Origin of the sequence: Actinoplanes ianthinogenes, assembly GCF_018324205.1 — a bacterium.
GTDB classification, from domain to species: Bacteria; Actinomycetota; Actinomycetes; order Mycobacteriales; family Micromonosporaceae; genus Actinoplanes; species Actinoplanes ianthinogenes.
This window is the reverse complement of the sequence record NZ_AP023356.1, coordinates 7,971,796-7,985,603: the sequence shown is the minus strand read 5'-3', so window position 1 is coordinate 7,985,603 and position 13,808 is coordinate 7,971,796. Positions and strand designations below refer to the sequence as shown.

The 13,808-nt window shown below is 72.0% G+C and carries 13 protein-coding genes; 7 read left to right on the top strand and 6 right to left on the bottom strand.

The genetic code is table 11. From position 1 onward, the window contains the following. Window positions 1-235: 235 nt before the first annotated feature. Window positions 236-922: a response regulator transcription factor gene (locus tag Aiant_RS35960; RefSeq protein ID WP_189331790.1), complete on the bottom strand. Its 687-nt coding sequence runs from the start codon at window positions 920-922 to the stop codon at window positions 236-238. Between the two features lie 153 nt (window positions 923-1,075). Between Aiant_RS35960 and Aiant_RS35955 the strand changes: the two genes are divergently transcribed. The 4 genes from Aiant_RS35955 to Aiant_RS35940 all read left to right on the top strand — a co-directional run bounded on the left by Aiant_RS35955 (window position 1,076) and on the right by Aiant_RS35940 (window position 5,068). After that, window positions 1,076-2,257, top strand: coding sequence for a LolA family protein (locus tag Aiant_RS35955; protein WP_189331876.1), 1,182 nt, complete (start codon window positions 1,076-1,078; stop codon window positions 2,255-2,257). Between the two features lie 90 nt (window positions 2,258-2,347). Next, window positions 2,348-3,493: a tryptophan synthase subunit beta gene (gene trpB / locus Aiant_RS35950; protein WP_425322640.1), complete on the top strand. Its 1,146-nt coding sequence runs from the start codon at window positions 2,348-2,350 to the stop codon at window positions 3,491-3,493. Then, a complete protein-coding gene (gene trpA, locus Aiant_RS35945) occupies window positions 3,490-4,380 on the top strand; it encodes a tryptophan synthase subunit alpha (protein ID WP_189331792.1) in 891 nt (296 codons plus the stop codon). Before trpB ends, trpA begins: the two co-directional genes overlap by 4 nt. Further along, complete coding sequence (locus tag Aiant_RS35940) at window positions 4,274-5,068, top strand: GntR family transcriptional regulator (RefSeq protein ID WP_189331793.1); 795 nt, start codon at window positions 4,274-4,276, stop codon at window positions 5,066-5,068. The genes trpA and Aiant_RS35940 overlap by 107 nt, the downstream gene beginning before the upstream one ends. A 315-nt stretch (window positions 5,069-5,383) precedes the next feature. On the opposite strand, the gene Aiant_RS35935 is transcribed toward Aiant_RS35940, so the two are convergent. Further along, a complete protein-coding gene (locus tag Aiant_RS35935; protein ID WP_189331794.1) occupies window positions 5,384-5,983 on the bottom strand; it encodes a TetR/AcrR family transcriptional regulator in 600 nt (199 codons plus the stop codon). A 97-nt stretch (window positions 5,984-6,080) separates the two neighbouring features. Here Aiant_RS35935 and Aiant_RS35930 point away from each other — a divergent pair, with 97 nt between their 5' ends. From Aiant_RS35930 to Aiant_RS35920, 3 genes are all read left to right on the top strand, one after another. Continuing rightward, entirely contained in the window at window positions 6,081-7,181 is a 1,101-nt protein-coding gene (locus Aiant_RS35930; RefSeq protein WP_229830290.1) for an FAD-dependent monooxygenase, read from the top strand. A 114-nt stretch (window positions 7,182-7,295) separates the two neighbouring features. After that, window positions 7,296-7,688 carry an SCO5389 family protein gene (locus tag Aiant_RS35925; protein ID WP_189331795.1) on the top strand — a complete coding sequence of 131 codons (393 nt, stop codon included), beginning with the start codon at window positions 7,296-7,298 and terminating at the stop codon, window positions 7,686-7,688. Window positions 7,689-7,823: 135 nt separating this feature from the next. Continuing rightward, a complete protein-coding gene (locus Aiant_RS35920) occupies window positions 7,824-8,297 on the top strand; it encodes a DUF4265 domain-containing protein (protein WP_189331796.1) in 474 nt (157 codons plus the stop codon). Window positions 8,298-9,022: 725 nt separating this feature from the next. Here Aiant_RS35920 and Aiant_RS35915 read toward each other — a convergent pair. The 4 genes from Aiant_RS35915 to Aiant_RS35900 form a co-directional block, all read right to left on the bottom strand. Continuing rightward, entirely contained in the window at window positions 9,023-9,799 is a 777-nt protein-coding gene (locus Aiant_RS35915) for a phosphatase PAP2 family protein (protein WP_229830292.1), read from the bottom strand. A gap of 257 nt (window positions 9,800-10,056) precedes the next feature. Next, entirely contained in the window at window positions 10,057-11,061 is a 1,005-nt protein-coding gene (locus Aiant_RS35910; protein WP_189331797.1) for a tetratricopeptide repeat protein, read from the bottom strand. Between the two features lie 112 nt (window positions 11,062-11,173). Further along, complete coding sequence (locus tag Aiant_RS35905; RefSeq protein WP_189331798.1) at window positions 11,174-12,502, bottom strand: AAA family ATPase; 1,329 nt, start codon at window positions 12,500-12,502, stop codon at window positions 11,174-11,176. 204 nt (window positions 12,503-12,706) lie between these two features. Then, complete coding sequence (locus Aiant_RS35900; RefSeq protein ID WP_189331799.1) at window positions 12,707-13,780, bottom strand: epoxide hydrolase family protein; 1,074 nt, start codon at window positions 13,778-13,780, stop codon at window positions 12,707-12,709. Window positions 13,781-13,808 lie beyond the last annotated feature (28 nt).

Sequence of the window (13,808 nt, the reverse complement as noted above, 5' to 3'; positions counted from 1 at the left end):
CTCGCGCAGCCCACACCCCACGTCGCCCAGCCGCGTAAGACTCGCGCAGCCCGCACCCCCGCGTCGCGCGGCCCTGTCAGGTTCGCGCAGCCCGCACCCCACGTCGCGCGGCCCCGTCAGGCCCGCGTAGCCCACACCCCCACGTCGCGCGGCCCCGTCAGGCCCGCGGGCCCCACACCCGCGTCCGTCGCGCGGCCGCGGCAGGCTCAGGCCCCCGGCACGTCCCGCGGGCACGTCAGGCCCGCGCGTCCCGCGCCGCCGCGTCCGCTGCGACCAGCCGGTAACCGGCGCCCCGTACCGTCTCCAGCCGCTCCCGGCCGATCTTTCGGCGCAGGTAGCCGATGTACACCTCCACCGCGTTGGGTGCGGTGTCCAGCGCCGCGTCCCAGACGTGATCGAGCAACTCGGTCTTGGAGACCACTTCACCGGGACGACGAATCAGGTACTCCAGCAGGGCGAACTCGCGCGTCGTCAGGGTTACCTCGGTGCCCCTGACCAGCACACGTTTCTCCGCCGGGTCAAGTTCGACGTCACCGCACGCGAGGACCACGGGGCGCGCCTGAGTCCCGCGGCGTAACAGGGCGCGCAGCCGGGCCAGCAGCACGACGTACGAAAAAGGTTTGGTCAAATAGTCGTCGGCGCCGCAGTCGAGACCGTCGGCCTGGTCATACTCCCCGTCCTTGGCGGAGAGCATCAGCACCGGCAGCCAGTGCCGCTCGGCCCGCAACTGCCGCACCACCCGGTATCCGGAGAGCCGGGGCAGCATGACGTCGAGAATCATCGCGTCATAACCGCCGTGCCGGGCCATCTCCAGGCCGTCCTGGCCGTCGTGGGCCACGTCCACCGCGAATCCCTCGGCCTGCAAACCGCGACGCAGCGCGGCGGCCAGCCGTTCCTCATCCTCCACCACCAGCAACCGCACGGACCTACCTTGGCACGCCTCCTTCCGCCAGGTACATCGACTCTCAGTCACCTCACAGCCCGGCCCCTAGAGCCCAGCCCTTACGGGTCCCTCTCAGCCTGGTCACAGCGGTACCGAAGCACGATGGCTGCATACCAACGGGAGGTGGACATCGTGTCCGTGTGGAAATCGAGGCCGGCGCTCCGCTGGCTGGTACCGGGGGCCACCGCGGTCGTCGTCATCGGGGGCGGCGCGGCGGCCGGCACGATCGTGGCCAGTGCTGACCCGTCGCTGCCGGACCGCAGCGCGGCCCAGTTGCTGGTGGATCTGCAAGGCGCCAATCCGGCCGGGCTCTCCGGCACCGTGGTGCAGAGCGCCGACCTCGGCCTGCCCGGCGTCGCCGGGCTGGCCGGCAGCATCGGCAAGTCCGCCGGCGGCAACGGCCTGACCAGCCTGATCGCCGGGAGCAACACCGCCCGCGTCTGGTACGCGGGACAGGACAAGGTGCGGGTCGCCCTCCAGGGCACGCAGGGCGAGACCGACGTGATCCGCAACGGGTCGGACGTGTGGCAGTGGAGCAGCTCGGACAACACCGGCACGCACCTGACGCTGCCGGCCGACGCCGGCAAGCCGACCAGAGACTCGCTGCCCAGCTCGGTGCCGTCGACGCCGCAGGAGGCGGCCGACGCGGCGCTCGCCGCGATCGACCCGACCACCAAGGTGGAGACGACGGGTGCCGCCCAGGTGGCCGGACGGGACGCATATGAGCTGGTGCTCAGCCCGAAGGACACCGAATCACTGGTCGGACAGGTGCGGCTGGCGATCGACGCCGAGCAGCACATCCCGCTGCGGGTCGAGGTGTACGCCAAGAACGCGGTGAAGCCCGCGATCCGGGTCGCTTTCGACACGATCAGTTTCACCGTGCCGGACGCGGAGCAGTTCACCTTCAACCCGCCGCCCGGAGCGAAGATCGACGAGCATGGCGGGAAGGATCTCGGCTCGGGCACCTCGACGAAGCCCGTCCCGCACCGTCCCGTGCCGGGCGGACCGAAGCAGCCCGGGTCGAAGCAGCCCGCGTCGAAGCAGGCCGAGCCGAAGGTGATCGGCAAGGGCTGGACCACCATCGTCTCCGCCTCGCTGCCCAAGGACGCTCTCTCCGAGCTGAACAAGGCCGGCAAGGGCACGGGCGAGGAGGCGCAGCAGGCCCAGGCGGTGCTGGGCATGCTGCCCGAGGTGAGCGGCTCGTGGGGCAAGGGACGGCTGCTGAGCGGATCGCTCTTCAGCGTGCTGATCACCGATGACGGCAAGGTGCTTGCCGGCCTGGTGACTCCGGAGGCGTTGTACAAGGTGGCCTAACCCCTCTGCAAAATAGTTCTAGAACTCTGCCGCCCAGCATGGCATGCTTGGGCGGCAGAGTTCTATAACTTTGGAGGGCCGATGTCAGTGATGAGCGTGCCAACCTCGACCGGCCGGTTCGGGGAGTTCGGCGGGCGCTATGTTCCGGAGTCCCTGGTCCCGGCGTGCGCCGCCCTGGAGGCGGCATTCCGCGACGCCTGGTCCGACACGGCCTTTCGCGAGCGTCTCGCCCACCTGCGCACGACCTATGCCGGCCGTCCCACCGCCCTCACCGCGGCGGAGCGCCTCTCCGCCGAGCTCGGCGTGACCCTCCTGCTCAAGCGGGAGGACCTGGCGCACACCGGCTCGCACAAAATCAACAACGTGCTCGGCCAGGCGCTGCTGGCCCAGCGGATGGGCAAGACCCGGCTGATCGCCGAGACCGGCGCCGGTCAGCACGGTGTCGCCACCGCCACCGCGGCCGCCCTGTTCGGTATGCGGGCGACCGTCTACATGGGTGAGCGTGACATCGCCCGTCAGCGGCTCAACGTGTTCCGGATGGAGCTGCTCGGCGCCGAGGTGATCCCGGTGACCAGCGGCAGCCGCACGTTGAAAGACGCCACCAACGAGGCGATGCGGGCCTGGGTGGCCGCGGTGGACGAGGCGCACTTCTGCCTGGGCTCGGTGGGCGGCCCCCACCCCTATCCCTGGTTGGTCCGCGAGTTGCAGCGGGTGATCGGCGAGGAGGCCCGGGCACAGACACCGGTGATCCCCGACGTGGTGGTGGCGTGCGTCGGCGGCGGCTCCAACGCAGCCGGCACGTTCGCCGGATTCGTCGACACACCGGCCCGGCTGATCGGCGTGGAGGCGGCCGGCGGCGCGGCGATGACCAACGGGACACCCGGCGTGGTGCACGGCTATCGCTCACTGGTCCTTCAGGATGCCGCCGGGCAGGTGCTCGAGGCCGAGTCGATCGCGGCCGGTCTCGACTATCCGGGTGTCGGCCCGGAGCATGCGCACCTGGGCACCACCGGCCGCGCCGAGTATCGGACCGTTACCGACGACGAGGTGCTCGACGCGGTGCGCCGGCTCGCCCGCAGCGAGGGGATCATCTGCGCGCTGGAGTCGGCGCACGCGGTGGCCTGGGTGCTGCGCGCGGCCGGCACCCCGGACCTGCCGACCGGCTCGACGGTGCTGCTGACGCTCTCCGGGCGCGGCGACAAGGACATGGCGACCCTGGCGGGAGAGGTTCGATGAAACGGCTCAATCCCTATCTGACCGGCGGCATCACCCCGGACTGGATCGATTACCTGCTGGCCTTCCAGGCGGCCGGCGCCGACGCGGTGGAGATCGGGCTGCCGTTCTCCGATCCCATGCTCGACGGAGCCACCATCCAGCAGGCTTCCGACCAGGCCTTGCGGCTCGGCGCCAGTGTCGCGTCCATCCTCACCGACCTGGCCGCGGCCCGCAGCCGCATCTGTATCCCGTTGATCGCGATGACCTATGCCAATCTGGTCTTCCGAGGCGACCCGTTCACCACCGGCCCGGCCACGGCCACCGGCCCGGAAGCCGACCCGGAAGCCGGCAGCGGCCCGGAAGCAGGCCGCAGCCTGGGGGCAGGCAGCGGCCCGGAAGCGTTCTGCCGACGGCTCGCCGAGGCCGGGATCACCGGCTTGATCGTCCCCGACGTCCCGGTCGACGAGGCCGATCGCCTCGAGGCCGCCGCCACCGCCGCCGGCATCGACCTCGTCCTGCTGGCCGCACCGGTGACCCCGCCCGATCGACTGGCCGAGATCGGCAGGCGAAGCCGAGGCTTCATCTATGCGGTGAGCGTCATGGACACCACCGGCGAGCGCGACGCCCTGGCCACCACCGCGGCCCCCTTGGCCGCCCGGCTCAAGGCGGTCACCGACCTGCCGGTGCTGCTCGGATTCGGCATCTCCACCCCGGCCCAGGCCGCCACGGCCGCCCGGGCCGGGGACGGGGTGGTGATCGGAGCCGCCCTGATGCGTAGGGTTCTGGACGGCGCCACACCCGATGACCTGCGAGCCGAGGTCGCCGCGTTCCGCGCCGCTCTCGACCAGGTCGACCAGGAGGTGCCCGCTGCCACCGCGCACGCCGAAATATCAGGTCATCGCCGATGACCTGACCAGCAAGATCAAGGACGGCGAGTGGCCGCCCGGGGCAGCCCTGCCCCCGCAGAAAGAGCTGAGCACGCGTTACGGGGTGACGCTGGCGACGTTGCGGCAGGCCCTCAAGCAGTTGCAGGACGAGGGCCTGCTGTCGCAGGAGCCCGGCCGGGGCACATTCGTGTTCCCCCGGGCGAGATATGAGCTCAACCTGTTGCACGGGTTCGCCGACGACCTGCGGTCTCAGGGCCACACCGTGACCACCGAGATCCTCGACCAGGCGGTCGGCACCCCGCCGGACTGGGCGGCCGCGACGCTCGGCGACGGGCCCGCGCTGCGTCTGGAGCGGGTGCGGCTGGTCGCCGGGCGGCCTGCCGTGCACCAGATGTCCTGGGTGCGGGGCACCGAGCTGGCCGATGCCGATCTGAGTGACTTGTCGCTCTACGGCGCGCTGATCGAACACGGCCACCTGGTCCACCGGGCCTCCGAGGTGGTGCGCCCCGGCCTGCTCGCCGAGCCGGTGGCCGGTTTGCTGCGACGGCCGCCGGGTGAGCCGGTGCTGGTCTCCGAGCGGGTGACCTTCGCACTGGACGGGTCGGTGCTGGTCGTCGACCGCGCCACCATGCTCGGCTCCGCCATGGAGATCCGCACCGAGCGCGCCGCCTCCGGCCTCTCCGTCCACTGGAGCCGCCCCACCAGCTGACCTTCGCACGCCACCCGCATCCGCCCGCTGGATGCGGGGCCGAGGCAACACGGCACCGGTCACAGGACCAGGCGTTGGAGCACCGCCACGGCGTGGAGCACTGCCACGGCGTGGAGCACTGCCACGGCGTGGAGCACTGCCACGACGCTGGAGCGCCGCCACGACGCTGGAGCGCCGCCACGGCGATGAGACGCGGCCACGGCGATGAGACGCGGCCACGGCCCTGGAGCACCGCCACGTCGATGAGACGCGGCCACAAACGCCACGGCCGCCGGACGCGCCGCTACGACGCTCGAGCGGCACCACGGCCCGGCATCACTTCCGGAACCATGGGTTCAACACCACCCCCACCGCCACCTCCATCGCCCGCTGAACCGCCGCCGGATCAGCAGGCCGATCCCCGTCCTCCAGCAAGACCTGCAGCGCCGCGGTCACCGCACCGACGAACGCCCCGGTCAGCGCCGCCGCCGTCACCTCGTCGATCTGGTCCGGAAACGCCTCCGCCAGCCGCCGGGCGATCTCGCGCTGCGTATCCATCTGGATCTGCAACCCCCGCCCTCGAACCGCGGGAACCGTCCGGATGAGCCGCAACCGCAGCGCCGCGATCCGCCCGGTCAGATCATCGGTGTCCTCCCCCACCCGGCGCAGCGCCTCCAGCAGCACCTCAGCGGGCCCGTCGTCAGGCCCCCGAGCAGCGATCGCGTCCATCGCGGCCCGCACCCGCCCGTCGGTCTCCGGGAAGAGCAGGTCCTCCTTGCTCGCGAAGTAACTGAAGAACGTCCTGGTCCCGATCTCCGCAGCCGCCGCGATCTCCGCGATGGTCGTCTCGTCATACCCCCGAGACTCGAACAGATCAGCCGCGGCGGTGACCAGGGCCTGCCGCGTACGGATGCGCTTGCGATCACGAAGAGACACGCTTCGCACTTTACCGCACCAACTGCAAATCGGCACTCATTGCAATTCTGCACTGAGTGCTGTTTTCTGAAAGGGACCACCACCACGGGAGGGCATCATGAAGCGCACCGCACTCATCTCCGGCGCCGGGATCGCGGGCACCACCGTCGCCTACTGGCTGAGCCGCAACGGCTGGCAGACCACCATCGTCGAGCGCGCCGGCGACCTCCGCTCCAGCGGCAACCCGGTCGACGTGCGCGGCCCCGCCCTGCCGGTGACCGAGCAGATGGGCATCCTCCCCGACCTGCGAGCCACCGCCACCCAGGCGAAAGGCATGCGGATCCTGGACGGCGCCGGTCACCCGATCGCCCGCCTCCCGATGAGCCCCGGCAACGGCGACGTCGAGATCCTGCGCGGCGACCTGGCCCGGGTGCTCTGGTCCACCACCGAGCACGACACCGAGCTGATCGTCGATGACACCATCACCGAGTTGAGGCAGGACGCGGACGGCGTCGACGTCACCTTCGAGCGCTCCGCCGCACGCCGGTTCGACCTGGTCATCGGCGCCGACGGCCTGCACTCCGCGGTGCGCCGGATCGCGTTCGGCCCGGAGCGCGAGTTCACCGACCACGTCGGGCTCTACGTCGCGACCGTCCAGTTCGGCGGCCCGCCGGCGAACCCTGACGAGGTGGAGCTGCTCAACGTCCCGGGACGCCTGGTCGGCCTGCACCCGGGCCGGGGCGAGGCGGGTGCCGCGTTCATCTTCCGGCACCCCGAGCTCACCGGCCTCGGCCGCCGGGACATCGCCGCACAGAAACAGCTGGTCACCGAGGTGTATCAGGGCATCGGCTGGCGCGTGCCCGAACTCCTCGACCGCATGCGGGACGCCGACGACATCTACTTCGACGCCGTCACCCGCGTTCAGCTGGACTCCTGGTCACGCGGCCGGATCACCCTGCTCGGCGACGCCGCGTCCTGCGTCTCGCTCTTCGGCGACGGTTCCACCATGGCCATCGCCGGCGCCCACCGCCTGGCCATCGCGCTCGCCGACTCCCCCACCGACCCGCAGGCCGCCCTGCGCCGCTACGAGGCCGGCCACCGCAAGCTGACCAACCCGAAACAGCGCCGCGTCCAGCTGGCGGCCACGTTGCTCGTCCCCGCGCACCGCCTCACCCTCGCCGCCCGCAACACCGTGGCCCGAGTCCTCAGCCGCGCCTGACGCAAACCCTCTTTCGGTACGACCTGAGCCATCCGGCCCGCGTGTCGTCTTTGTAATGAAAACCGTTTCCAACAAGATGAGGGCACTGAAGCACCGATCGAGGAGGAGACAGGTATGTCGCTCAACGTGTCACCGGATCTGCTGGCCGTGGCGGAGCGCGGGGAGGTGACCGACGCGGAGTTCGTCGACTGCGTCCGGGAGTCGCTGCCGTACGCATGGGAAGTCGTCAGCACGGTGATGACCGACCTGCGTGCCAACGGGGCGGACTTCGCGGATCACGAGGTGCCGCCGCCGTGCGAGGCGGAGCGCGGCCAGCTGCTGCGAGCCCTGGCCAGTGACGCCATCCGCGGTGGGCTGGAACGCCACTTCGGCGCCAAGCTCGCCTTCCAGAACTGCCACCGAGTCGCCGCGTTCGACTTCTCCGCCGTGGGCAGCGAGCGCTTCCAGCGCTTCGTCTCCCCCCGCGGCCAACTCCTGAACCAGTCCCCCGAACTGCGCAACTGCTGACCAGCGGCGTCGGCCGGGCGGCACGCCGCCCGGCCGGCCCATCGGGGAAAGCGAAGATCGCGAGTCGGCAACGATATGCGAGACTGCGGCGCGTTGCGGAGCGACCGATGACCAAAATGCCCCAGAATGCCCGGCGTGACCGTTGAGGAATTGGCGGGACACTCGCACGTCCGGTTGCTGGCCGGGCTCGGGGCGGGTGGCCACCTTGTCTACGAAACGGTGCTGACCCGGACCATCGAGCCGGATCTGCACCTGGTGCTCGGCACGCCCGCGTTCGTCGAGGGGATCGCGGCGGGCGATCGGATCCGGGTACACGCGGGCGGCAGCTTCGAAGTCGTGCAGCGCGGCGGCAACATCTGCCTGCTGGTCGTACCCGCCGAGCCACCGGGCGCCGACGACCTGGCCCCGCTCCGGGACACCTTCGACGACCTGGGCGGCATCGTGGAACTGCCACCGGACCGCCGCTTCATCGTCATCACCGTCCCTGCCGCCGCCGGTTTCGACACCGTCGAGGCCGCCATCAACGAGTGGACCGTCCCACGCGGCCACCACTGGGAATACAGCAACGTCTACGACCCGGACGGCAACCCGTTGAACTGGTGGGACTAGCCACCACAGGTCACGGCCCGTTGCCGGGAAGGGATCCGGTGGGCACGGTCGCGGCCGCCTGTCACGGCTCGCGGCCGACAAGGTCAGATGCCGGCAGGCGGCCGGGCACGGTCCGCACACCGCTTCGGCCCGCGGTCCGATTCTTTCGGTACGCCCACAGCACCCGGCCCGGCCGAGCGGGGCGAGGAACGGACCGCCGGCTCACCGGTCGGCGGCGCGTTCCACAAAGCCGGCACGCCCCCGCACAGCACGACCCGGCACAGCACAGCGCGGGACGGCCCGACACTGACACGGCCCGAACCGGCTCGGCCCGATAAGGCTCGGGCGGCCGCGGTGCGGCGGCGGCGCGGGCCATGCGGCCCGACACGGCTCGACCCGACCCCCGACCCGGCTCGGCCCGACACGGCTCGGCCCGACACGGCTCGGGCGGACGCGGTGCGACGGCGGCGCGGGCCATGCGGCCCGACACGGCTCGACCCGACCCCCGACCCGGCTCGACCCGACACGGCTCGGGCGGACGCGGTGCGACGGCGGCGCGGACGATGCGGTGCGGGTGCGGGTGCGGGACGGGTCCGGCTCGGCCCGACACGGCTTGCGCGGACGCGGTGCGGCGGAGGCGCGGGCGACGCGGAGCGGTGCGGTGCGGGACGAGTCCGGCTCGGCCCGACACGGCTTGGAAGGACGCGGTGCCGGCGGTGCCGGCGGTGCCGGCGGCGCGGTGGAGGCTACGGGCGGAAGGCGGGCTCTGGCAGAGCGCGCTGGCGGGGCAGCAGCACCGGCTCAGGAGCGGAGAGGGGCCTCTGGGAGCGGACCGCGGCGTAGGCGGCGATCAGCAGGCCGCCGGCCGCGAGAGCGTCGAGCCAGTAATGGTTGCCGGTGGCGACCACCACCAGCAGGGTGATCACCGGGTGCAGGACCCACAGCCCGCGCCAGCGGGACGACGTCGCGGCGATCAGGGCGATCGCGACGACCACGGCCCAGCCGACGTGCAGGGAGGGCATGGCGGCGTACTGGTTGGACAGGTGGTCGGTCTCCGGGGCGCCGTAGACGGCCGGGCCGTAGAGGCGGCCCAGGTCGAGCATGCCGGTGTCGGTGACCATGCGGGGCGGGGCCAGCGGCATCACGAAGTGCACCAGCAGCGCGGCGCCGGTCGCCAGCGCGAGCACGTTGCGGGTCCAGCGGTAGTGGGCCGGCCGGCGCAGGTAGAGCCAGATCAGGCAGGCGACGGTGGCCGGGAAGTGGACGTAGGCGTAGTAGCAGTTCGCCAGCTCGACCAGGGTGGGCCAGGACAGCAGGCGGCGCTGGACGCTCAGCTCGCCGGGCAGGCGCAGCCAGCGCTCCAGGTCCCAGATGGTGCGGGCGTTGCCGAACGCCTCACCCACGTGACCGTTCGCGGCCAGGCGTCCGATCTTGTAGACCACGAACATGACCGCGACCAGGCCGAGCTCACGGAGCGCGGAGAGCCAGCGGGACCGGGTGGCGGCGGGTGGGGCGACGGTCACGCCAGGCTCCTCGGCGACGAAGAACGGAAAGGGAACGGGAGGTAGCGCGGCACCGGCCCGATAAATAGAGAAAAGTCGCTACATCGCGGGAGGAGGGCGATATGACGGGACACCGGGGTGACCCTAGTACCGGCTCGCAACACCGGTCCTGACCTGCGGGTTCAGCAGAACGGCAAAGTCCCGGTGTCCACCGCTCAAGCGGAACCTGAATCAACCATGACGCACAGCATCCGGCGATCTTGCCAGGCGTGCAAGATTCATCGGGCCGATAGTGACGTTCCCCGCACCCCGCTCGCCACCGAGACGAGCCACAGGACGGCGGCCGCGGCGAGGGGCTGCCACTGGGCGCTCACCGCGTACGCAAGAAGGAGCGTGACCGACAGGCCCACCGTGACCAATCCGATGATCACCGCGCGTCGCGGCAGGAACCGCAGGCACCGCCAGGGCAGGCGCCCGGCGGGCAGCAGCACCCGGGCCGCGAAGGCGACCATCACGACCCCCGCGACCAGCGCGATCCCCCGCGCGAGCAGCTCCGCGAGCGGCCACCGCACGGCCGCGAGAAGCATCGCCAGGACCAGCGGGATCCCGGCCGCCACTCCGCGCCGCAGCCCGGCCAGCACGCCGACGATCGGCCAGGCCAGGGCCTCGCCGCCGAGCCGGGCCGGATGATCGGCGGCCAGTTCCCGGAGGCCGCGCATGGCGGCGCCGACGTGCAGGCGTTCCGCGTCGAGCAGCGCGATCAGCCAGCGCCCGGCGGGGCTCTCCGGATCCTCGGCCAGGGCCGCCCGGGTGGCTCGGGTGGCGGCCCGGCGGCGGCCCGCGACCCGCTCCACCTCGGCGAGCGTGAGCAGGCTCGGCACCGACCGCGGATCGAAGGCGACCGCGGTCCGGGCCGCAAGGCGGGCCCGCGCGAAATCCCGCGCCGCGGCGTGGGCGCGGGCCAGCACGCGGTGCATCTCCGGTTCGCCGGGACGCAACCGCGCCGCTTCGCTCGCGGCCGCGACGGCTTCTTCGGTACGCGTGAGCACGATCAGATTCTCCGCACGTTCCGCATGAGCCCCCGCCCCAGCGGGTCCCGCCGCGATCGCGGCGTCCGCGGCGGCGAGCGCGTCGTCGTGCCTCCCGGCCAGCCGGAGCACCGAGGCGAGCAGCGTGAGCAGTTCAGGGTCACCGGGGCGGTCCAGCAAGGCGCGGCGCACCTCGGTCTCGGCCTGGTCGAACCGGCCCAGCCCGGCGAAGATCCGCGCCCGCGCCTCAGTCACCCGACGCCCACCGTCGCCGCGTCACCTGATGGCTCCCCCACCGGCCGTGGGCCGGCGAACAGGCACCCCGGGGCGTCCGGAGCCGAGGTGCGAGCGGGGCCGCGGTCATGGCTCAGCGGGACTTGCGTTTCTTGAGGTAGGCGGCCAAATCGTCGTATTCGCCGCTCTGGTTGGCGAACATCGCCACGTTGCGGGCGGTGGTGAACCAGGCGTCGGTGGAGGGACGGATCTCCGCGGCGGCGGCCAGCATGTCGGCCTGGTTGATCATGCGGATCTCACCGGTGGCGATCGCGTCACGCATCGCGAACTCGGCGGCCGTCTCGCACAGGTGGGCCAGGTCGGCGCCGGAGAAGTTCTCGGTGGCCGCGGCGACCGCCGCCAGGTCGACGCCGGCGACCGGGCGATCGCGCAGGTGGAACTCGATGATCGCGGCCCGCGCCGGGCCGTCCGGGGGCAGCACCAGCACGGTACGGTCGAGCCGCCCCGGCCGGCGCAGCGCGGCGTCCACGTCCCACGGCGCGTTCGTCGCGGCCAGCACGAACACACCCTCGTTGCCGCCCTGCACGCCGTCCAGCTCGGTGAGCAGCTGGTTCACCACGGTACGCATCGCCGACGAGTGCAGCTGGCTGCGCTTGTGCCCGAGCGCGTCGATCTCGTCGAGGAACAGGACGCACGGGGCGTGCCCGCGAGCCGACTCGAACAGGTCGTGCAGGTTGCACTCGGAGCTGCCCACCCACATCTGCAGCACGTCAGTGATCGACAAAGAAATGAACGCCGCACCCATCTCGCCCGCGACCGCCCGGGCCAGAAACGTCTTGCCGCAGCCGGGCGGGCCGTAGAGCAGCAGACCGCCGCGCAGGCTCTTGCCGAACAGGCTGCGCAGTTTCGGGTTGCGCAGCGGGCCGAGGAAGGAGACCTCGAGACGCTTCTTGACCTCGGCCATGCCGCCGACGTCGGCGAGGGTGACGGTGGAGCGCTCGACGTCGAAGGCCCGGTCGCCGTGCCCGGTCACCGGCTCCGGCTCGTCACCGGACCGGGCGAACCGCGGCGGGACCACGTCCCCGAACTGCTGCTCCATCGCTGCCCAGTCGACCCCGGCCGGCGCCCCCGATGCCGGCGGCTCCGCGGCCGACCTTTCCGATGCCGGCGGCTCGGCGGCCGGCGTCTCCGCTGACGCCGGAGTCGAAGGTGCCACGGCATCCGGGGCTGGAAGGGAGGCGGCAGACGGCGGCGCAGCGGCCGGGCCGGCCAGCGCGGACGTCATCAGGGTCCGGGCCGTCGCATTCCCCGGCTCCCGGCTGAGCACCTGAGCGGCGTGCTCGATCGCCTCGGCCCCGCGCCCGGCCGCAACCAGCAGCTCGGCCAGGTGCAGCCGCAGCGGCAGATCGTCGGGGCGACCCTGCACCGCCGCGATGAGGCTCTCGATCAACGCGTCGCTCATGGAACGCGATTATGCCCGCGTCCGCCCCACCCACCACCTCCGGCCGGTGCTCAGAAGCATCTCCGCCGGCTCAACGGCAAGTCGTCCACACCAGCGCGCTGTCCACAGCCCGCCCCCGCACGATCTCGCCTCCGCATCACACTGTCTTCGGGGAGGCCCCCCTGGGCGGGCGGGGACCGGGACGTGGCCGGATCGACACCGTGATCAGCGATTGTCGAGGCTGCGGAAGAACGCCGTGACGTCCTCGGCGAACAGCTCCGGCACCTCCAGCGCGGCGAAGTGCCCACCTCGCGGGAACTCCGTCCAGTGCCGCACGTCGTACCGCTGCTCGACCAGCGGCCGGACCGACTGCGTGAGGTCGCCCGGCAGGACCGCGACACCGAGCGGCGCCGCGCAGGTCACCGGCACGTTCACCGCGCTCTCCTTGATCAGCCGGGCGGACGACGCGGCGGTCCGGTGGAACCAGTGGTGGGCCACGTCGGCCAGGATCCGATCGTCCGGCACCGGGGTGGCCGGGTCGGACCACCGGTCGAACTTGTCCGCCCAGAACGCCAGCAGCCCGGTCGGCGAGTCGTTCAGCGCATAGGCCGGGGTCTGCGGGCCGGCGGCGAACAGCAGCTGGTGCGGGTGCCGATTTTTCGCCAGCTCCATGGTCTTGGCGAGCCGCGCCTGGTCGGCGGCGCTCAGACCCTCCGGCGAGCCGGGCGTGGGCAGGTAGTTGACGTGCACGCCGACCACGTTGTCCGGCGCGGCGGCGGCCAGGTGCCGGGAGACGCCGGAGCCCCAGTCGCCGCCCTGCGCGCCGTAGCGCCGGTAGCCCAGCCGGCTCATCAGCTCGGCCCAGGCCTCGGCGACCCGCTGCTGGCTCCAGCCGCGCCGGGTGGTGGGCCCGGACAGGCCGAAGCCGGGGATGGCCGGGACGACCACGTGGAAGTGCTCGGCGAGCCGGTCGACGACGTCCAGGAACTCGACCGTGGAGCCGGGCCAGCCGTGGGTGAGCACGATCGGCAGGGCGTCCGGGTCGGCGTTGCGCAGGTGCATGAAGTAGACCCGGTCACCGCCGATCTCGGTGACGAACTGCGGGTACGCGTTGAGCTCGGCCTCGTGCGCCCGCCAGTCGAAGGTGAGCCACCGATCGGTGAGGGCGCGGACCCGGGCCAGGGGGATGCCGTAGTCGTCGCCGGCGCCGGGCAGCTCGTCGGGCCAGCGGGTGCGGGTGAGCCGGTCGGTCAGGTCGTCGAGCTCGGACTGCGGGAGGTGGACGCGGAATTCGTTCATGCGGCTAACGTTAGACAAACTAACGTTA